The organism is Clostridium lapidicellarium (assembly GCF_041224415.1).
GTDB classification, from domain to species: domain Bacteria; phylum Bacillota; class Clostridia; order Clostridiales; family Clostridiaceae; genus Clostridium_B; species Clostridium_B lapidicellarium.
The window spans coordinates 135498-157184 of record NZ_JBGFFE010000004.1 but is presented as its reverse complement, the minus strand read 5'-3'; the positions used below and the strand labels follow the sequence as shown (position 1 = coordinate 157184).

23 protein-coding genes and 1 other annotated feature are annotated in these 21687 nt (G+C 37.8%); all 23 genes read left to right on the top strand.

Going from position 1 to position 21687, the window contains the following annotated elements; translation table 11 throughout:
- The first annotated feature begins 21 nt into the window (after positions 1-21).
- Positions 22-621 carry a BMC domain-containing protein gene (locus AB8S09_RS05185; RefSeq protein ID WP_294185344.1) on the top strand — a complete coding sequence of 200 codons (600 nt, stop codon included), beginning with the start codon at positions 22-24 and terminating at the stop codon, positions 619-621.
- The gene (locus tag AB8S09_RS05180) at positions 621-1271 is read left to right on the top strand and encodes a phosphate propanoyltransferase (protein WP_294185345.1); all 651 of its coding nucleotides are present in this window, start codon (positions 621-623) and stop codon (positions 1269-1271) included. The genes AB8S09_RS05185 and AB8S09_RS05180 overlap by 1 nt, the downstream gene beginning before the upstream one ends.
- A 4-nt stretch (positions 1272-1275) precedes the next feature.
- Positions 1276-2109, top strand: coding sequence for an ethanolamine utilization protein EutJ (gene eutJ, locus AB8S09_RS05175; protein ID WP_294185346.1), 834 nt, complete (start codon positions 1276-1278; stop codon positions 2107-2109).
- Positions 2093-2689, top strand: coding sequence for a flavoprotein (locus AB8S09_RS05170; RefSeq protein WP_369868603.1), 597 nt, complete (start codon positions 2093-2095; stop codon positions 2687-2689). Before eutJ ends, AB8S09_RS05170 begins: the two co-directional genes overlap by 17 nt.
- A 19-nt stretch (positions 2690-2708) precedes the next feature.
- Entirely contained in the window at positions 2709-3077 is a 369-nt protein-coding gene (locus AB8S09_RS05165; protein WP_369868602.1) for a hypothetical protein, read from the top strand.
- 173 nt (positions 3078-3250) lie between these two features.
- Positions 3251-3526 (top strand): EutN/CcmL family microcompartment protein, encoded by a 276-nt coding sequence (locus AB8S09_RS05160; protein WP_369868601.1) that lies wholly within the window; start codon positions 3251-3253, stop codon positions 3524-3526.
- 24 nt (positions 3527-3550) lie between these two features.
- Positions 3551-4561 (top strand): cob(I)yrinic acid a,c-diamide adenosyltransferase, encoded by a 1011-nt coding sequence (locus AB8S09_RS05155; protein WP_369868600.1) that lies wholly within the window; start codon positions 3551-3553, stop codon positions 4559-4561.
- 55 nt (positions 4562-4616) lie between these two features.
- The gene (locus AB8S09_RS05150) at positions 4617-6029 is read left to right on the top strand and encodes an aldehyde dehydrogenase family protein (RefSeq protein ID WP_369868599.1); all 1413 of its coding nucleotides are present in this window, start codon (positions 4617-4619) and stop codon (positions 6027-6029) included.
- A 231-nt stretch (positions 6030-6260) separates the two neighbouring features.
- The gene (locus AB8S09_RS05145) at positions 6261-7052 is read left to right on the top strand and encodes a methyl-accepting chemotaxis protein (protein ID WP_294183571.1); all 792 of its coding nucleotides are present in this window, start codon (positions 6261-6263) and stop codon (positions 7050-7052) included.
- Positions 7053-7298: 246 nt separating this feature from the next.
- Positions 7299-9143 (top strand): APC family permease, encoded by a 1845-nt coding sequence (locus tag AB8S09_RS05140; protein WP_294183573.1) that lies wholly within the window; start codon positions 7299-7301, stop codon positions 9141-9143.
- 135 nt (positions 9144-9278) lie between these two features.
- Positions 9279-9716, top strand: coding sequence for an ACT domain-containing protein (locus AB8S09_RS05135; RefSeq protein ID WP_294183575.1), 438 nt, complete (start codon positions 9279-9281; stop codon positions 9714-9716).
- A 21-nt stretch (positions 9717-9737) separates the two neighbouring features.
- Positions 9738-9958: a binding site (T-box leader), on the top strand.
- Between the two features lie 60 nt (positions 9959-10018).
- A complete protein-coding gene (locus AB8S09_RS05130; protein ID WP_369868598.1) occupies positions 10019-11266 on the top strand; it encodes a homoserine dehydrogenase in 1248 nt (415 codons plus the stop codon).
- A gap of 7 nt (positions 11267-11273) precedes the next feature.
- Positions 11274-12173 carry a homoserine kinase gene (thrB, locus tag AB8S09_RS05125; RefSeq protein ID WP_294183580.1) on the top strand — a complete coding sequence of 300 codons (900 nt, stop codon included), beginning with the start codon at positions 11274-11276 and terminating at the stop codon, positions 12171-12173.
- Between the two features lie 63 nt (positions 12174-12236).
- Positions 12237-12923, top strand: a complete 687-nt coding sequence (locus AB8S09_RS05120) for an SPOR domain-containing protein (protein ID WP_294183581.1) — start codon at positions 12237-12239, stop codon at positions 12921-12923.
- A gap of 177 nt (positions 12924-13100) precedes the next feature.
- A complete protein-coding gene (locus tag AB8S09_RS05115; RefSeq protein WP_294183583.1) occupies positions 13101-13361 on the top strand; it encodes a DUF4321 domain-containing protein in 261 nt (86 codons plus the stop codon).
- 11 nt (positions 13362-13372) lie between these two features.
- A complete protein-coding gene (locus AB8S09_RS05110) occupies positions 13373-13951 on the top strand; it encodes a Maf-like protein (protein ID WP_294183587.1) in 579 nt (192 codons plus the stop codon).
- A 13-nt stretch (positions 13952-13964) separates the two neighbouring features.
- Positions 13965-14657 carry a RadC family protein gene (radC, locus tag AB8S09_RS05105; protein ID WP_294183589.1) on the top strand — a complete coding sequence of 231 codons (693 nt, stop codon included), beginning with the start codon at positions 13965-13967 and terminating at the stop codon, positions 14655-14657.
- Positions 14658-14672: 15 nt separating this feature from the next.
- Positions 14673-15692, top strand: coding sequence for a rod shape-determining protein (locus AB8S09_RS05100; protein ID WP_294183591.1), 1020 nt, complete (start codon positions 14673-14675; stop codon positions 15690-15692).
- A gap of 9 nt (positions 15693-15701) precedes the next feature.
- Entirely contained in the window at positions 15702-16562 is an 861-nt protein-coding gene (mreC, locus tag AB8S09_RS05095) for a rod shape-determining protein MreC (RefSeq protein WP_294183594.1), read from the top strand.
- Positions 16563-16573: 11 nt separating this feature from the next.
- Positions 16574-17065, top strand: coding sequence for a rod shape-determining protein MreD (mreD, locus tag AB8S09_RS05090; protein WP_294183596.1), 492 nt, complete (start codon positions 16574-16576; stop codon positions 17063-17065).
- Positions 17066-17101: 36 nt separating this feature from the next.
- Entirely contained in the window at positions 17102-19765 is a 2664-nt protein-coding gene (locus tag AB8S09_RS05085) for a penicillin-binding transpeptidase domain-containing protein (protein ID WP_369868597.1), read from the top strand.
- Between the two features lie 114 nt (positions 19766-19879).
- A complete protein-coding gene (gene minC / locus AB8S09_RS05080; protein WP_294183600.1) occupies positions 19880-20512 on the top strand; it encodes a septum site-determining protein MinC in 633 nt (210 codons plus the stop codon).
- 27 nt (positions 20513-20539) lie between these two features.
- Positions 20540-21475, top strand: coding sequence for an AEC family transporter (locus tag AB8S09_RS05075; protein WP_294183601.1), 936 nt, complete (start codon positions 20540-20542; stop codon positions 21473-21475).
- Positions 21476-21687 lie beyond the last annotated feature (212 nt).

The window sequence follows — 21687 nt, the reverse complement described above, 5'->3', positions numbered from 1 at the left end:
TTTAACAAGGGAGGGATTTTTATGAGTGGAAAGGCCCTTGGTATTATAGAAACTGTTGGAATGGCTGCAGCCGTGGAAGCTGCAGATAGTTGTGTGAAATCAGCAAATGTAACTCTTATAGGTTATGAACTGACAAGAGGGAGAGGCCTTGTAACAATAAAAATAGAGGGAAATGTAGGAGCTGTCAAAGCTGCAATAAATGCGGCAAAAGTAAGTGCAGGCAAAGTCAATAAAGTTTATTCCAGTGTTGTCATACCAAGGCCTGCAAAAGATTTAGACAGTATCATAAAGTCAAAATATACGGTCGGTCTTGAAAAAGATCGGGAAAATTTAAATTCAGGAGAAGAGAAGAATTCCGACGTAGGGGAAAAACCTGAGGAAAAGAAAAGTCAGGAGGTTGAAATTGAGTATGATGCCGGTGCCGTTTATGACCAGCAGGATGAAAAACCTTCTGAAGATGAAAAAATTCAAGAAGAGAACTCAAAGAAAGACAAAAAGGAAGATAAAGAAGTATGTAATATATGCCATGATCCCAAATGTCCCAGAAGGAAGGGGCAGCCGAGGAACCTGTGCATCCATTACAAGAAGACAAAAGAAATACAGGAGGGTGACAGAGAGTAATGCAGGTCAGTGAAAAATTTGTAGAAGATCTAGTAGCAAATATAGTAAATGAAAGTAAAATTAAGAACAAGGAATTTTCCATACCGGTAGGTATATCAAACAGGCATATTCACGTTACCCAGCAGGATCTGGAGTGTTTGTTCGGCAAAGGGTATGAGCTCACGGTCAGGAAGGAAGTAAAACAGCCGGGCCAGTTTGCCGCAAACGAGACTGTTGCCATTGCAGGTCCCAAAGCATTTTTCCCAAAGGTGAGGATTTTGGGTCCGGTTAGGAAGTACAGCCAGATTGAAATATCCAGAACTGATTCATATAACCTGGGAATAAAGGCCCCGGTCAGGAAATCCAGGGATCTTGGAAATTCTGAAACTCTCACAGTGATAGGTCCCAGGGGAATTCTGGTTTTGAAAAATAAAGTTATATGTGCCAGCAGGCATATCCATATGCTCCCCTACCAGGCCGAATCCTACGGTGTAGAGGACGGAGACATGGTGGATGTGGAAACCAAGGGCCCCAAGGGAATTATATTCAAGAACGTACTTATACGGGTGAGCAACGCGTCCGCACTGGAATTTCACATAGATACGGACGAAGCCAATGCGGCAGAGCTAAAGAGCAGTGACTTGATTAGAATAATAGGTTTGAGCAGGTGATTAAATGGTAAAAAATGTGCTTGATCATGCGAATTCATTTATCGCAGAGGTGGAAAAATCTTTTCAAAATCCACATAAGGTACCTGAGGATCAGGATCTGAAAGTTGGAGTTGACCTTGGAACTTCAAATATCGTAGTAACGGTGCTGGATAAGAACGACAGGCCCGCTGCCGGGAAGCTGTATTCTGCCAGTGTTGTGAGGGACGGAATAGTTGTGGAATATCTGAAGGCGGTAGACATAGTCAGGGATTTGAAGAGGAAACTGGAAAATATCCTGGGGAGGAAGCTCGAGCATGCAGCTGCGGCCATACCACCCGGAATAAGTTCCGGCAATACCAAGGTTATTTCAAATGTAGTGGAGGCTGCCGATTTTACAGTCACAGACATAATAGACGAACCCACTGCGGCTGCGGATGTTTTGAAAATAGATGAAGGTGCGGTAGTGGATGTAGGAGGTGGGACCACCGGGATATCGGTATTGAAAGGCGGAAAAGTGGTACACTGTGCAGACGAACCTACGGGAGGACACCACCTGAGCCTGGTGATAGCCGGTGCACTTGGCATGGATTACGATAAGGCGGAAAAATATAAGATTGAAGAAGAGAACTATGACAGGGTGTTTCCTCTGGTGAGGCCGGTAATTGAAAAAATGGCAGATATAGTACTTAAAAATATCAAAGGTTATGATGTAAATACAATTTACCTGGTGGGCGGCACCTGCTGCTTGAAAAACATAGAGAGCATATTTGAAAAATATACTGATATAAGGACTATCAAACCCTGCAACCCCCTTCTTGTGACACCTGCGGGAATTGCCATGAATGATGCCGGCATATGAGAAGCCTGCACGGGAGATATGTAAGCGAGGTGAACAGATGGATATAGAAAATTTGGTGAGGACCATAGCTGAACGAATTATAGGCATGCTGGACAAAAGGGTGCTTGTGTTTATATCGGGAGGGGCTGTAAATTTAAAAGATATATTTGAAACGCTGGCTTCCATGGATATCCTCAAATATGACATAGTCATGACGAAATCCGCAGAGAAAGTTATTCCCGGAAAATATGTAGACGGCCTGAATGGAAGGTTGATAGACTGTAAGGAGGAGATGACAGGTGCGGTAAGAAGTGATGATCTGGTACTTGTGCCTGTCATGACTAGAAACACCCTGTCTAAATGTGCCCTGGGCATAGAGGATAACCTGGTAACCACAGGTATAGCGGAATCCCTTATGATGAACAAGAAGGTAATTGCAGTATCGGACAGTTTTGATCCTGAAAATCCGAGGAATATGAGCCTGGGACTTAGTAAAAACAAGGCCTATAATAGATTGATATCGAACTACAGAGATAATTTGTGCAGCCTCGGGGTTGATTTTATCCGGGGAGATGAACTGAAAGGGACTTNACAGTTTTGATCCTGAAAATCCGAGGAATATGAGCCTGGGACTTAGTAAAAACAAGGCCTATAATAGATTGATATCGAACTACAGAGATAATTTGTGCAGCCTCGGGGTTGATTTTATCCGGGGAGATGAACTGAAAGGGACTTTGGAAAATGAATTTATTCTTTTAAACGGACGCGGCGGCGGTCCGCTCACAGAGAGTAAAAAAGAAGACGGCGTGCCTCCCGCTGCCGGCAGTGATCTGGCTGGTACGGGCAGAATATTATCTCATGTTGTAACTGCAGAGGATATTTTAGCCAATATGGATTCAAGGGAAATTTATATAAAAAGAGACTCGCTTGTAACTCCTCTTGCAAAAGATTATATGGACAATAATAATATAACTGTGAAATATTATTGAACACCTGAAATTGATCCGAACGCTACCATTGCTAATACTCCCAGCTTTTCAAAGTGGGAGATAAGCACTGCTACGCGCCTGGATAAGTTCTTCTAAGGTTAAGGTGGAGAAAACATTTTTTATAAGCAAACTCCACCTGGACCTAAGAATCACTTGATGAGAGGGGGATATACATGTTTTTAGCCAAGGTAGTTGGAAATGTCGTTTCCACACAAAAAAATGAAAAACTTACAGGAAGCAAACTGCTTATAGTCAAGAAAATAGATGAAGATGAAAATATAATAGGCGAGCCTGTTGTTGCCATAGATACAGTTGGTGCTGGAGTCAATGAAATTGTAATTGTAGTTACGGGAAGCGGAGCCAGGAATGCAACCGAAGTGGGAAACAGCATACCTGCGGATACCTCCATTGTTGGAATTGTGGATGAAGTTGAATGGAATAAGCACTAGCATGGCATTTAGGTGGTGATTTATATGAAAATATACACTAAGACTGGTGATAAAGGGACTACCAGTTTAGTAGGCGGTGAGAGAACAAACAAATATGATTTGAGAGTATGGGCCTATGGAAGCATAGATGAGGCAAATTCATCAATTGGTCTGGCAAGAGCTTATGTTAAAGATAAAAAACTGAAAGATAAATTGTTAAAGATACAGAAAACTCTCTTTGAGGTTGCAGCAGAACTGGCCTCACTTGGAACCGAAAATTACAAGGATCGAATAAAGGATGAAGATGTTGTATCTCTGGAAAACACTATAGATGAACTTGACAAGATGCGTCCCATACAGAATGGATTTATAGTGCCAGGCGGAACTGTGGAATCTGCCCACCTTGATGTGGCAAGAACGGATGTGAGAAGGGCAGAAAGGTATATATCTGAACTAAAAAACCATTACGAGGTAAGCAGCAATCTGCAGAAATATGTAAACAGGTTATCAGATGCTATTTATGCTGTAGCTAGATATTTTGACTATAAGGATATTTTAAAGAAGGCAAAAGAAAGATTGGCTGAATTTACAGATAATGAGAGAAATCACAACGGCGGCGGTTCTGAAAATGGACTGTTGGTAAAAAAATCTCTCAATAGGGAAATTGCCAGTTATATAACTGAGAAATGTATAGAAAAGTCTAAGGAAATAGGAGTTCCGATGGTGATATGTATTGTGGATTTTGATGGCAATGTCATAGTAATGGAACGAATGGATGATTCTCTGCTGATAAGTTTGAAAGTTGCTTTCAAAAAGGCGCATACAGCTGCAGCACTTAAAAGCCCGACAGGAGATTTATATGATGCTTCGCTGCCAGGAGGGGATTTCTATGGACTTACTCATGATGGAAACGTGCTGACTTTTTCAGGGGGATTTCCTTTAAAGGTAAATGGCAATATTGTGGGAGCTATAGGAGTTAGCGGAGGTACAGTAGATGAAGATACTAATGTTTCAAAATATGGAGNCGGATACCTCCATTGTTGGAATTGTGGATGAAGTTGAATGGAATAAAAACAGCAGAAAATAAAAGTTTTTGAGGAGGTAATAAGAGATGGAATTAAATGGTAGTGATTTATCCCAGATAGTAGAGAGGGTATTGAAGGAATTAAACGAGAAGGACACTAAGAAACAGGAAGTGAGCGACGGAGTATTTGGCAGCATGGACGAGGCTATAGATGCAGCCTATGAAGCCCAGAAAAAATTTAAAAATTATACTCTGGAACAGCGTGAGAGATTTATAGCTGCCATGAGGAAGGCAACAATGGACAACGCCATGTCACTTGCCAACCTTGCCGTTAAGGAATCTGGAATGGGGAGAGTTGACCATAAGTATTTAAAATTGAAACTTACGGCTGAAAAGACGCCGGGCACGGAAGTACTTAAGCCAGAGGCTATCACAGGTGACAAGGGACTTACTTTAATTGAGCGTGGGGCTTTCGGTGTAATAGGATCCATAACACCGTCCACAAACCCGGTATCAACTGTTGTCTGCAATGCAATATGCATGCTGGCCGGGGGGAACACTGTGGTATTTTCACCTCACCCCGGATCTTTCAAGACATCTGTGACAACCATGAAAATTTTAAACAAAGCCATAAGGGAAGCAGGCGGTCCGGACAATTTGCTTACTGCAGTGTCGAAACCTTCACTTGAAAATACAAACATACTTTTAAAGGACAGAAGAATAAGGATGCTCGTTGCCACAGGTGGCCCCGGAATAGTAAAGATGGTGCTTTCTTCCGGGAAAAAGGCCATAGGTGCGGGTGCAGGAAACCCTCCTGTAGTGGTTGACGAAACTGCAGATATTGAAAAGGCGGCAAAGGACATAATAAATGGATGCAGCTTCGACAACAATTTGCCCTGCATAGCTGAAAAGGAAGCAATAGTCGTAGGAGACGTGTACGAGGATTTAATTGGACATATGAAGGAAAACAGGGCTGTCTACGAAATAAATGATGCCCAGGCTGGGAAACTGGTAGATACGGTTTTGAACAGGGACAGCCAGACGGGAAAATACTCTATAAACAAGGCCTTTGTAGGCAAGAGCGCCAAATATCTGATGGAGAGCATAGGTGAGAGGGTTTCAGATGAAATAGAGTGCCTTATATACAGGGCCAAGAACTCTCATCCATTTGTACAGCTTGAGCTAATGATGCCCATACTTTCCATAGTCAAGGTCAAGGATTTTGATGAAGCTCTGGAGACAGCCGTAGAAGACGAACATGGCAACAGGCATACTGCCATAATGCATTCGAAGAACGTGGATAATCTGACTGCGATGGCAAGGGCAATAGACACAACCATATTTGTGAAAAATGCACCTTCCTATGCAGGAATAGGATTTGGTGGAGAGGGCCCCACCACATTTACCATAGCCGGACCTACAGGTGAGGGACTTACAAATGCAGTTTCATTCACAAGGATTAGAAAATGCACCATGGTGGATTCCTTTAGAATAATTTAATCTTTACATGTGCAATCAGGGCAATTAAAATTCCGTGATATAATTATTATATCATGGAATTTTTTAATTCATTTTGAAATAAAATTTTGCTGCAAATACGTTAAATATTAANATTCACAAGGATTAGAAAATGCACCATGGTGGATTCCTTTAGAATAGTGTAGATGAAAGATAAAATAAAGTGTCATATAAATTCCAGTAATATATCTCTTTGCTGGAATTTATAATTTTTTGACACAATTAAAGATAAAAATTGTCTTTTCGATTCATGCAGGACTTGTAGATTTTGCTGCTCCCGTATTTTTAAACGGGAAAGTTATTGGAAATATGTTTGGGGGACAAGTTCTTACCGAAAAACCGGATGAAGATAAATTCAGAAAGATAGCAGGGGAGATAGGTGTTGCTCCAGAAGAATATATAAAAGCTCTTAGGAAAGTCAAGATTGTAGAGAGGGATAAGGTGGAAGCTGCCGCAAATGTGCTGTACATGATTGCAAATGTGCTTTCAAAATTGGGATACAATCAGTATAAAATGAAGAATTTGAGCCAAATTGCAAATGAAAATTTGGATCAGATAGCTGCATCTGTAGAAGAACTCTCTTCATCTGCCGTAAGTGTATCGGAAAATCAGCAGTCCCTCAATAAGGAAATACAGAATATAAGGGAACTTTCGGAAAAGATCCATAAGATTATAGGATATATAAGAAATATTGCAGATCAGACAAAGATGTTAGGATTAAATGCAGCTATTGAAGCTGCAAGAGCTGGAGAATATGAGAAGGGTTTTGGCGTAGTAGCTGATGAAATAAGAAAACTCTCGGATAATTCCAAAGAAACAGCTGAAAATATTGTAAAGCTCACTTCAAGCATTCAGAAGTCGGTTTCAAAAACCGTGGAGGTTTCAGCTCACACTCTGAAGGCCAGTGAGAATCAAGCGGCATCTGTTGAACAGATCAATGCTAGCTTACAAGAGGTGCTCTCTTTAGTATCCAATATGAATGAAATGGCACAAAAACTTAAATAATTTTAATCCATTGGAAGTAGCACATGTAATTAAAATATGTCAAATTATCAAGTATATGAATGATTAAATAAAGGTAAGCATGGATTAGAAAAACATATGGGATATGATGCATTCGCAATTAAATTGTCGTATTCCGTTAAAAATAGCCTTAAAGTCTTGAAAAGAAAACTGTTATAAAAGTGAATAATAATATATAATCATTCCATACTAAAGTTAAGGTAAAATTTACTTTTAGGGGTGCAAAAAATGGTATCTAAATTGGGAAGATTATTAATTGGCAAAAGTTTGAAAACCAATGAGTTGAAATCCGAAAAATTCAATGTATTTTGGGGACTGCCCGTATTGTCAAGCGATGCAATATCCTCTGTAGCATATGCGGGTGAAGAGATACTTTGGGTTCTCATACCTGTTCTGGGTATAATGTCGTATAAATACATGTTTTATTCGGCACTTTGTATTGTATTTTTAATGATTTTAGTCACACTTTCATATAGACAAACTATAGATGCTTACCCTCAAGGGGGGGGTTCCTATATTGTCGCCAAGGATAATTTGGGAACAATTCCCGGACTTGTGGCAGGGGCATCTTTAACTATTGGCTATATTTTAACGGTGGCTGTAAGTACGTCTGCAGGTACGGCAGCTATAATTTCTGCAATACCTGTATTATTGCCCTATAGGGTTGCCATAACATTGTTGTTTATATTTATTATAACTATAGGTAATTTGAGAGGGATAAGAGAGTCCGCCAAGGTATTCGGCACTCCCACTTATTTATTCATGGTCGTCATATTGATTATGATATTTTTTGGAATATTTAAAGTAAAGGTACTGGGATATGTACCCAAGCCAATTTATAAAATACCTCCGGTAGTTTCCGATATAACCGTTGTATTGTTTTTGAGAGCCTTTTCTTCAGGGTGTACGGCACTTACTGGAATAGAAGCGGTGAGTAATGGCATCCCAAACTTCAAGGAACCTTCACAGAAAAACGCCAAGAGGGTCCTGGAGCTTCTTGCGCTGGTAGTGCTTGTGATATTTGGGGGAGTTTCCTATCTTGCTACCTTGTACCATGCAGTGCCTAATCCCAATATGACCGTGGTTGCCCAAATAGCTCACCAGGTATTTGGAGGAACCGTCATGTTCTATTTGGTTCAGGCAACTACTGCCATTATACTCATAATGGCCAGCAATACTGCATTTGCAGGATTACCGCTGCTTTTGGCCTTCATAGCCAAAGACGGATTTGCTCCAAGACAGTTTGCCAAAAGAGGTAAAAGACTTGGATACTCAAATGGGATAATAAGCCTTGGATTGGTATCATCTCTGCTAGTTATTATGTTTCAGGGAGATACTCACTATTTGATGCCCCTATATGCAGTGGGAGTTTTCATATCCTTTACGTTGTCCCAGGCGGGAATGTTTAAAAGATGGATAAGACTTAAAAGCAAAGGCTGGATCCGCAGGGCTGCCATAAATGGTATAGGTGCACTTGTTACTTTTGCGACGGCTGTCATATTGGGAATAACTAAGTTTTTGAGCGGAGCATGGGTTGTATTCGTACTGACGCCTCTGATAGTTTATATTATGATGGCTATTAAAAATCATTATTCTGAAGTGGCCAGACAGTTAAAACTTCCGGTGAGCGAAAGGCCCAAGGAAAAGGTGGACTTGTCCAAACAAAAACGATATGTAATAGTACCTATAGACACTTTAAATAAATCCTTCCTGAAAGCACTAAATTATGCCAGGACCATTTCGGACAATATAATAATTTTTCATGTGTCTGTAGATGATGAAGCTACTGCCAGACTTTTGAAAAGGTGGCATGAATACAATGTAGATATACCAATAGTGGTAAAGAAATCTCCCTACAGGAGTATATTGGGTCCCCTGGTTAAATTTATCAAGTCAGAGGAATATGCAGCAGGACCCAAGGACACTGTAACAGTGGTTTTAGCCCAGCTTATAGTTACGAAATGGTGGGGCAATATCCTTCATAACCAGACGGCACTGTTTATCAGGACGATGCTTCTCAGAATGAGAAATATAGCCGTAGTTACAGTTCCATATATAATATTTGAAGATTGAACATATAAGACGGCATTTTGTCGTCTTTAATTTTTTTTATAAAAGTTGTTGATTATTTGTAGTAGTTGTGTTATCATAGTTTACATATTCAAGTGGACATGTGTATTTTATTTACGGACAAGGACGGGATTTTTTATGAATGCTAGGTTTCTTATAATTGATGCCAGGATACTTCCAGATATATTTACCAAGGTAGTAAAGGTAAAGGAACTTTTGAGAACTAAAAAGGTAAAGGATATATCAGAAGGGGTAAGACGTGTTGGAATAAGTAGAAGTACTTATTATAAATATAAAGATGCAGTTTTTTCATTATCCGAAGGTATAGTTGGACACAAGATAACGGTTGGTTTGGTTTTAGCCCATAAGGCAGGTACCTTATCCAAGATACTTGATATAATAGCTCAAAAAGAGGGCAACATACTCACTATAAATCAGGACATACCTATTAATAATGCTGCAACTGTATCTATAACTTTTGATGCCTCTAAGCTTGAAATAGAGGTGAACGAGCTGTTGGGATATATAAGAAATTTGAAAAATGTCATAAAAGTTAATTTGCTTGCAGTAGAATGAATATGATTTTGTTCTTATATGGAAAAAACCATGACGAGGAAGAGTAAACAGTAAACCGCTTTTAGAGAGGGGAATTCACAGGCTGAAATATTCCCCAGGTATGAACTGTCGAAAACCACCTCTGAGTTGTATATTGAAGTTTAAACAATAGATATTTCCACAGGTCTGTGTTAAAGACGTAGAGATGGCAGTTGATTTTACTGCCAATTTGGGTGGAAACGCGACAAAAACTCGTCCCATGATGGGGGGAGTTTTTTTTATTTAATGATTTTGGCTATTGAATAAAAAAAGGGGGCTTTTAAATGATAAATATAGCAATGCTGGGTTATGGGGTAGTAGGAAGCGGCGTGGCTGAATTGATATTGAGGAATAAATATAAGTTCAAGCGTAAGCTAAATGAAGAACTGGTATTGTCAAAGATCTTGGTAAGAAATATTGAAAAACATGCAGATAATAGGAATTACAGACTTTTAACCGAAAATATAGACGATATTTTTAAAGAAAAAGTGGATATCATAGTAGAAGCTATGGGAGGGCTTGATCCTTCCTATGAATATGTGAAAAGAGCTTTAAACATGAAAAAACATGTAATTACGGCCAACAAGGACTTGATTGCAGAGTATGGATATGAACTTCTGAAATTGGCTAGGGAAAATGGGGTTACTATTCATTTTGAAGCAAGCGTAGGAGGTGGTATACCCCTGTTAAAGCCGATAAACGAGTGCCTTGTGGGGAATCAAATAAAAAGTATAAAATCCATATTAAATGGTACTGCAAATTTTATATTATCCAAAATGAACCATGATAAAATGAGCTATGAAAATGCTCTGAAACTTGCACAAAAATTGGGATTCGCAGAATCAAATCCCGAGGCTGATGTAAAAGGATATGATGCCGCTAGAAAGCTCTCCATCTTGTCAACTATTGCCTACAACAGGAGAGTGAACTGGAAAGATATAAAAGTCAAGGGAATTGACGGAATTGACAGCGATGATTTTAGGTATGCCAAGTTGAAAAAATGCAGTATAAAACTTTTGGGGATCAGCAGAGCTTTTGAAGAAAGTGTATATGCCTCTGTTATGCCGGTGATGGTAAGAGAAAATTCACTTCTTGGAAATATTGAAGATGAATACAATGGAATATTAGTAGAGGGCGATGCAGTCGGAGATGTGATGTTCATGGGAAAGGGTGCAGGTATGTTTCCGACAGCCAGTGCGATTTTCGGTGACATAGCAGATGTGATTGAGCATAAAAGTGAAGAGCCTGTTATATTCGGCAAAGAAAGGGCAAGGGTGAATGGAAACTGGGGACTGAAGAGCAAGTGGTTCATGAGGATAAAAACAGTTAATAGGGTTAAAATCATAGAGAGCCTCTCCATGAATTTTAAAAAATGCTATATTTTATCCAATGATTTTTCAGAAAATAGGTACGAGGTGGTAGCTTTTGTAATCTCAGATAATGAAGATACTTTAGACAATTATATTGAAAAAGTAAAAGACGAAAAATATGCTGGCTCAATAAAAAAAATTTTGGTTTTGGATAAGGAGTGATTGAGAGATGACTAAGATAAGAGTTAGGATTCCTGCAACTACCGCCAATATGGGACCGGGATTTGATACTTTGGGTATGGCCCTGAGATTGTATAATGAAATTGAGGTTGAGGAAATAGATGGACAAACAGAAATATACAACGGCGGCCTGAAATCAGAGAAGGATTTTAAAGATAATCTCATATATGAAAGTATAGTTAAAACTATGGATGAACAGAAATACCCCTATAGGGGGTTTAAAATAAATGTAGTTAGATGCGACATACCTATTTGCAGGGGGCTGGGCAGCAGTTCCGCCTGTATAGTTGGCGGTATAGCAGCTGCCAATGCTATTATGGGAAACAGGATGAACTTGGAAGATATGATTGATCTGGCTGTGAAAATAGAAGGGCACCCAGATAATGTGGTGCCGGCTGCTTTGGGCGGGATGTTAGTATCTCTTAAAGCAGGGGGAAAGGTAAAGTATTCAAGGGTAACTGTTCCAGATGAATTGAAGTTTGCCGCAATGATACCATCTTTTCAAATTAATACCGATTTTTCGAGGAAAGTGCTGCCGAATACCTATTTGAAAGAGGACTGCATATTCAATATATCGAGGTCCGCCATGCTTATAAGTGCACTTTATAACAGTGAATTTGATAAATTGAGAATATGTTTCGGAGATAAGGTGCACCAGCCTTATAGAAAAAATTTAATAAAAAATTCTGAAGCCATATTTAAAAGGTCGAGAGAGCTTGGCTCTATAGGTGAATTTATAAGTGGCTCCGGTTCCACACTTATGGCTGTCCTTGATAAAAATACAGACGAGTTTGTGGAATCCATGAAAGGTTTTTTGGATGAACTGGAAGATAATTGGAATGTGATATTGCTTGAGCCGGATTTAGAGGGAGTTAAAATTGACATCTAGAGGTTATATTTTTTTTCATACCCTAATAATAATATATAAATAACGTAAATAGGGGTGAAAAAAATGAGATACACACGGTATGATTTAAAAAAGGATAAAAATTCTAAAACTTTCGTGATTTTGATATCGTCAATACTTTTGTCAGCATTTATACTGGGGACTTTTATATTTCAAGTTATGTTGAAAGATCCAGGCAATTTAAACTATGAAGGCACATCCCAAAGTACTTCCACCTTAAAAAAGGGAGATATAAAATTTATAGCTGTTCAAGGTGGAATTTACAGAGATAAAAATAATGCGGAAAAAGAAAAAGAGCTGCTTTCTAAATATGGACTTCCCTTTTATATTGCAGAGCCGGATAAGACAAGAGTTTTTTTGGGAATTTTTCTGCAAAATGATGCGGATAAAATTATGAAATCTCTCAATGGACAAAATGTGGAAACCTCAAAGATGGTGTTTACAGTGAAGCAGGAAGATGTGTGCAATACTGAAATAGTCCAGATAATAGATGCAAACTTAAAAATATTAAATAAGCTTTCATCAAAAGATGTAGAGTCCATACAAACTTCCGAACTGAAGAAATGGTGTTCTTCTCTTGAAAAGGACAGGGCTGCAGGCGGTAAAAATAAATTGGTTTTAGACGAATTAAACGAATATATAAATAAGCTTCCAGGGGAAATAACGAAGGACAACAGTGAGGAAAATTATGTTTATCTGTTTAATGTATTGAAAAAGATAGGTTCCAATTGAACTTAGAATATTTTAGAGGCTATTATCATAAATGGCATGTATTAGTATATGAACTAATACATGCCATTTATGTATATTGAATTAAAAAATTTTTTTTAACAATAATATATATACTTGTTTATGCATTTATTAAATGATAAACTATATAGGATATATTATTAAGGTAGGGGGTTTTGTGTGAAAGGGTCGGGGAAGAAAAGAGGGCTCTTATGGATTTTTATATTTCTAGGAGCTGTATTGGGAAGTATTCTTGGAAATATTATTGGAAGCAGCTTGAGCTTTTTAAACTTTTTTAGAGATTCCTATGCAGTTGGGATGTCTAAACCCTTAGTTTTAAATCTGAAAGTTATAGTATTGACTTTTGGTGTAAATTTTAAAATAAATATTATGTCTATAGTGGGCATAATTATGGCTATAATATTATATAGAAGGTATTAGGAAGTGATGGCTTGAAAATTGTATTGGCTTCGGCTTCTAGCAGAAGAAGGGAACTTTTGAAAAGATTGGTAAAGAATTTTCAAGTGATAGTAAGCGATTTTAATGAAGATTCTGTTGCTTTTCAGGGGGATTGTTCCTCATATGTCATGAAATTGGCTGAAGGCAAGGCCAAAAATGTATGTAATAAATGTACATGTAGAGATTCAATAATAATAGGATGTGATACAGTAGTATTTCTTGATGGAGAAATAATGGGGAAACCCAGCGGCAGCAAGGAAGCTTTTTGTATGTTGAGGGCCTTGAGCGGAAAGGAACATCAGGTATATTCTGGAATATCGATTGTAGATAAGAGTTCTAATGAGATCTATAGTGATTTTGCATGTACTAATGTTAAATTTTCTAAAATAGATGATAGACAGATAGAAAGATATTTAAAAACCGGAGAATATAAAGACAAAGTGGGATCCTATGGTATACAAGGTTATGGAGGAATTTTCGTAGAAAAAATTCACGGATGTTATTACAATGTAGTAGGATTACCTTTAAATAAGTTGTATAATATGTTAAGAAAGATGGGGGTAAATTTATAATAGGAGTTTTTAAATGAATAATATGTTGAAAATTATGGATTTACCGGAAAATGAAAGACCAAGGGAGAGGCTGTTTAGATATGGATCAGAATCCCTGTCCAATGCGGAACTTTTGGCTATAGTACTTGGATGTGGTACTAAAAGAGAAAATATAATATCACTGAGCAGCAGAATTATAAAGAATAGTAGAGGACTAAATGGGCTTTTCAATTCTAGTCTGGAAGATCTTACCTGTATTTGTGGTGTGGGAAAGGCAAAAGCTGCCAAGATTATGGCGGTAGTTGAATTGTCAAAGAGATTTAGATCCTATAAAGGTGGAAATGATTGCAAAATATGTAATCCTGAGGACGCAGCAATGCTGGTTATGGAGGAAATGAAAGAGTTAAAACAGGAATATCTCAAAGTGGTGATATTGAACACCAAAAATGTAGTTATAGGAATTAAGAATGTATTTATTGGGAGTTTAAACTTTTCCATAGTTCATCCAAGAGAAGTGTTTTTTTATGCAATAAAAAAGAATGGCGCTTCCATAATAGTTTGTCATAATCACCCTTCAGGAGATCCATCACCCAGCGATGAAGATATAGATGTGACTTATAGATTAAAAAAGTGTGGTGAGCTTTTAGGTATACAGTTGATTGACCATTTGATAATAGGCGGGGGAGTATACGTAAGTTTAAAAGAAAAAGGAATTTTGAGAGATTGAAAGGAGAAAATATAAATGGGATTTTTTGGAATGACCAGAGATATGGGAATTGACTTAGGGACAGCTAATACGCTGATATATGTTAAAGGGAAGGGAATAGTGCTTAGGGAACCTTCTGTAGTGGCTATAAATATAAACAGCAATGTTAAAAAGGTGATGGCAATAGGTAACGAGGCCAAAGATATGATAGGAAGAACACCTGGGAATATAGTTGCTGTCAGGCCGCTTAAAGATGGAGTTATTGCTGATTTTGACGTAACTCATACTATGCTTAGGAAATTTATAGAAAAGGTAAGTCCTAAATCGGCATTCACAAGCCCTAGGATTTTTGTGTGTTTCCCTTCAGGTGTGACCGAAGTGGAGAGAAGGGCTATAGAGGAAGTTACAAAACATGCAGGTGCAAGAGACGTACTTCTCATGGAAGAACCTATGGCAGCTGCTATTGGGGCTGGTTTGCCTGTAAATGAGCCAACCGGAAGCATGATTGTGGATATAGGAGGTGGCACCACGGAGGTTGCAATAATATCTCTTGGAGGAATTGTGACAAGCAAATCTTTAAGAATTGCAGGAGATGAATTGGATCAAGCCATAATAAGCTACATAAAAAAGGAATACAATCTTATGATAGGGGAAAGAACGGCGGAAAATATAAAGATTGAATTGGGTTCGGCCTTTGAAATGGATGAAGAGGATAAATCCATGGAGATAAGGGGAAGAGATCTGATCTCGGGATTACCTAAAGTTATAAATATAACTGAGAGTGAAGTTAGAGAATCTTTGAAAGAGCCTATATCGGCTATAATCGAAGCTATAAAGACCACACTTGAGAAAACACCTCCGGAACTTGCATCAGATATAATGGACAAAGGAATCATGCTGGCGGGGGGAGGAGCTATGCTTAAAGGACTGGATTTGTTGATAAATCAGGAAACCCACATGCCTGTTCATATAGCTGAAGCACCCCTTGACTGTGTTGCACTTGGTGCGGGGAAAGCCCTAGATACTATTGATAAAATAGTAGCTAGTAGAAAATAGTGATAAGCCATGAAATTTTTAAAAAATAAGTTGATAGTAACTATAATAATACTTTCAATTATATTTTTGATTCTAATTCCTTTTAGTATCAGGGGCGGCGGCAAATCAGTCTTAAGAAATGGTATAGGTGTTACTTTTAACCCAATTCAAAAGGGTTTGTATGGTTTTAACAATGGGATAAAAAACTGCATAAGTTTTATTATAAATTTTTCTGAGGTAAAGGATGAAAATTTGACACTGAAAAAGGAAAATAGTTTATTGAAGAATAAGCTAGTAGAATATAATTCTTTAAAAAATGAAAACTCGCAGCTCAGGAAAGAACTTAATTTTAAAAAGCAGAGGGCAGAATATAGTTATATAGGTTGTGACATAATAGGCAAAAGTGCTGATGGGATTCTGGATGAATTTGCAATAAATAAGGGAAGTGCGGACGGAATAGGCAAGCAGATGGTTGCTGTTACTGCAGACGGCCTTGTGGGTCAAGTCATCCATGTGGAGAAGAACTGGTCCATAATTCAATGCCTGACTAATGAAAATCTGGCAGTGGGAGGCACAGTTGCAGGCTCATCAGCCTCAAGTGGGGCAACTAACAGTGGTATTGTGAAGGGATATAAGGACAGTGAGAATAAATATCTGGCCAAACTTTATTATCTTCCCCCGGAATCCACCATTAAGAAAGGCGATCAAATCTTAACTTCGGGAATTGACAATTCATATCCCCAGGGAATAAGAATTGGTTCTGTAATAAGTGTAGAAGATGATAAGGGAGAGGTAATGAAAAATGCTGTGATAAAACCTTATGTAAATTTTGATAAAATTCAGGAACTGCTCATAGTGGTTCCCAAAAATAAAGTGGATATTAAATACTAGGGTGGTAAAAGATGAAAAAAATATTAGTTCTTACTCTCTTGTCAATTGTATTATTTATCTTGGATAATGTGTTGATGCCTTTTTTTGCTATAAGAACATTTTATCCAAGTTTGCTGTCAATTTTTATAATCTGCTATTCCATTGTAAATGGAAAATGGGAAGGATTGTGGCTGGGAGTATTTGCGGGAATACTTCAGGATGTATATTTTTCCCAGGGATTTGGAATAAATTCTTTTACCAATATGATAGTTTGTATCATGGCGGGAGTTGTAGGAAACAGCATAATCAAAGAAAAAAGACTTATTCCCGTTATCTCCTGCTTTTTATTGATTCTGTTTAAGGGAATTTTAGTATGGAGTATCCTCTACTTGGGTGGAGTGTATGTAAATATGATAAATGTGTTTTTCTCTGCTTTTTATGATATGATTTTGTGTATCTTTATGTATAAACCGGTTTATAATTTCTGCAGGAAAGATTATATGCAGGTTAAATGGAAATTCTAAGGGGAGAAAAATTTATAAAAGTGGAGGTGGTACCTTGTGAGAGAAAAAAGGTATTCCAATGTTACAAGATACACTGCGCTTGTAGTAATTATGTTGGTTGTTTTTGCTGTTATTATTGGAAGACTTTTCTTTCTTCAAGTTGTAAAGGGCCAGGATTATAAGGAACAGTCCAATAATAAATCCATAAGAGAAATTCCGGATATAGCTCCAAGAGGGAAGATCCTGGACAACAAAGGAAGGATTTTGGCTACCAGCAGCCAGGGATATATGTTGGTGTATAACCAGGCGGATGAGAGTGATAAAGTTTTTTTCCCTACCATGAGTAGAGTATTTAAAATATTGGATGACAGCGGCGAAAGTCAGCAGGATGATTTCGAACTCAAGATAAATCCATTTAGATTTGAATTCAAGAGTGACGATGAAAAAACCAGGACAAATCTTGAAATTAAGTTTAAAAGGGACAGAGGATTGAATGAACCTATAGAAAAGAAAATCAAAAGTGAAAACAAGAATATTTCTGACGACGAGTTAAAAAGTATGGTTAACAAAGAACTTTTAAAGATATCTCCAAAAGATACTTTTAAAAAGCTTGTAAAACAGTACAATATAAGCACTGCCTATTCTCTGAATCAGCAGAGAAGATTTATGATTGTCAAGGATGCCCTGAAGATGCAGAGCTTTTCCGGGTATAAACCTGTGACTGTAGCCAGCAACATAAAAAAGGACACTGCTTTTAAATTTTTGCAGATGTTGAATGAACTTCCGGGAATAGATGTAACTACGCAGCCTATAAGATCCTATCCCAATGGTGATTTGGGTTCTAATTTTATAGGGTATATATCGAAAATATCCTCCAACTATGAAAAATATACGGAAAAAGGATATGATGTAAATAGTGATTATGTAGGTCAGGCGGGCATCGAAGGAGCTTTTGAAGATAGACTTAAGGGTTCAAAAGGTGGAAGAATAGTAAAACTCAATAAAAACGGAAGAATAACTGAAGAACTTGGCAAGAGGGAACCTTATCCGGGTCAAACAGTACAGCTTACAGTAAACAAGGATGTTCAGAAAGCTGCTGAGACTTCACTTGAAAATACCCTGTCGGATCTCAAATCCAATCCCAATCAGATGACAGGTTCCAATACTGCAAATGCTACGAGAGGTACTGCAGTGGTGATTGATGTCAATACGGGAAGTATAGTTGCAATGGCACAGGTGCCCAGGTATGATCCAAATTCTTTTGCAGTTCCGGGCAAACTTAGTTCGGAGATGTACAATCAGTATTTTAACCCTGATTTAGAGCAGTTTGGAAAAAATTATATTGAATCACGTGGAATTACGGCTAATTACCCGGGAGAAAGTGAAAATGAAGTGCTGGATACTCTTTTCCCGATAGATAAGAGCATAAAAAACAACAGCACTATAAGAAAAGATGTCTATGATATATATCCGAAGCCTTTTTATAACTATGCTACACAGTCACTTGTACCTCCAGGTTCAACTTTTAAGCCCATGACGGCCATTGCAGCACTTGAAAGTGGAACCATAACTCCAGCTTTTACTGTAAATGACCAGGGCTTTTTTGATCAGGGCGGTAAAATTGTACAGTTTAAGACAGATGGACCACAGGGAGTTGTAAATCTTATAACTGCCATACAAAAATCCAGCAACCCCTACTTCATGACAGTGGGGAAAAAACTCAGGGATGCTTTTGGAGATGATATCCTGGCTAAGTATGCATGGAAATTTGGACTTGGTGCAAACCCGAAGAGCAGTGTTAAACCGGCTACGGGAATAGAGATACCGGAAAAGTACGGACAGGTGTATAATACTGCTTCAAATAGAAATGTCTATGCAGACACTTATCTTTGGAAAACCATGTCAATACTTAAAAACGGTCAGGATGATTTTGGACACAAGGTAGTTACCGTGGATTTATATGACAGAAATGACGATTCCAATCAAACTACTGCGACCAAGAACAATATCAAGACACTGATAAGGAATTCTATAAAAGATGGGACCAGTTCCTTTGACAGGTCGGAATATAAAAAATTGTTTTCAGAACTTGCAGTTGAAGATCCCGATAATAAAAAAGATGTCAGTGACAGTCAGATGGACAATCTGATAAATGTGATATACAGTATAACTATTTCAGATGCCCATGCACAGTTGAAGGTACCTGCCAATATAGAAAATGCCGCTATAGGTCAGGGGTTAAACCAATTTACACCTCTTCAGATAGCAAATTATGTTGCAACTCTTGCCAATGGCGGTACCAGATATAAATTGCATCTTGTAAAGCAGTACCTGGATCCAAATGGAAAAGTTATTGAAAAGGTCAATCCGGAAGTTATACAGAAAACCGGCATAAGCCAGGATAATTTACAGGCAGTTAAAGCCGGAATGAGCGCTGTTAATGAAAGAGGTACGGCAGCAAAAGTATTTGCAGGATTTCCAATAGGTACTGCAGGTAAAACCGGTACTGCCCAGAGTTTGGGAAATCAAGAACAGGTGGGAAGAACCGATTATGCTGAATATATTGGCTTTGCCCCAAGTGACAAACCTCAGATAGCTGTGGCCGTGGTTCTGTTTGATGGTGGACAGGGTGGAAAAGGAGCAGCTACTGTGGCGAGAGATATTTATTCTGCATATTTTACTTCAAATGGTACTCTTACCGGACAGAACAGCAATAAATAAAAATAACTTGCGAATAGCTTAGTCTATTCGCAAATTTTATGTCATAATATAGTTTGAGAAGGAATTATATAGAAGGTATTGAATTATTATTATATGTGACTTGTGGAGGCTGATATGATAGATAATAGTATAATGGTTAAGGGCAATAGAGATGGGATAAATGTAATTATAAATATGAATAGATTTAAAGATTTTGAGGAGATGCTCGAATACTTAATTAAAAGACTTTCCGTGGGAAGCATGTTTTATAGAGGATGCACTATCAAGATAACCACGGAATTAAAATACATAAATCAGAGGCAATTTGCCAAACTCAAAGATGTATTATTTGAAAAATTTTTAATAAAAGATTGTATATTTGAGGACAGCAATGAAAAACCAAACAAAATATTTTCGGGAATTTATGAGGGAAGGACCAAATTCTTGAGAAGGACCGTAAGAAGTGGACAAGTTATAGATTACTCGGGAAATATAGTTATAATTGGAGATGTAAATGCTGGCTCGGAAATATATGCAGGGGGAAACATAATAGTCTTTGGTTCACTTAGAGGTTATGTTCATGCCGGATTTGGCGGCAATTCCAAAGCCATAGTTGCATCGATTTGCCTTCAGCCGGAAATGCTCCAGATTTCAAATATAGTTACCAGGTCCCCTGAGGATAATGTTAGACCTGAATATCCCGAAGTAGCTAGGATAAAAGGGAATACAATCATAGTAGAACCTTATCTCCCCAATAAATATGTTTGAATTTGATGCTATTAGGGAGAGGATAGAATGGTAATTTTAAATGCATTGGAAAGTGTATTGAGTATAGTTATAATGGTTTCAACAGGCTATTTTTTATGTTATAAAAAATGGCTGGGTCAGGATTCTTCAAAGGCTTTTTCAAAATTGGTCTGCAATTTGGCTATTCCATGCCTTATGATATCCCAGTTTGAAGAAAATTTTAATAAAGACAAATTGATTAGTATGGCGAGAGGGCTGTATATTCCCTTTGCATCCATGGCAATTTGTTATGTAATTGCCGTGGTGATTTCTAAAATTATAAAAGTTAAAAAAGGGAGGATTGGCACTTTCAGATCCATGTTTTTTGTATCAAATTCGATATTTATCGGCCTGCCTGTGAATATGGCTTTATTCGGTACAAAGAGTATACCGGATGTACTGCTGTATTATATAGCAAATACTTCATTTTTTTGGACTCTTGGCGCTTATGAAATAAGCAGGGACGGCCAGGGAGATACTGCCAGAATATTCTCATTTGATACATTGAAGAGGATTATCTCACCGCCGCTTATAGGCTTTGTACTGGCATCCGCATTGGTGCTGTTAAATGTTCATGTTCCCAAATTCCTTCTGGATACGTGCAGATATTTTGGAAATTTAACTACTCCCCTAGCCATGATATTTATAGGAATAACAATTTATTTTGTAAACTTTAAAGAGTTGGAGTTTGGAAAAGATGTATTGGCAATACTCTTGGGAAGATTTTTTGTCTGTCCGGTAATCATGCTTTTGTTATGCCGCGGTTCTGTTCCAACACTTATGAAAAATGTATTTGTAATCCAGGCTGCCATGCCTGTTATGACAAATACGGCTATAGTTTCAAGAAATTATAATGCAGATTACAAATATGCTACAGTAAATACAGTTGTGACAACTATTGCCAGCCTGGCGGCTATTCCAATTTATATGTTGATACTGAGTTAAACTGGCATTCATTGGAATATGAAAGTTTTTTAATATTATGGATTATTTTTATTACATTTAGTATAATGTGTTGTAGATGGTTTTTTGTTCAAGACTTAGAATATTGAGAATAATTGATAATAGATAAAAATAAAAAATATAAGAGAGAAAGAAGAGGTGAAAAGGCCTGATTATTGGATAGCAGATTTGTCTAATGTTTGAAAATCAGGCAG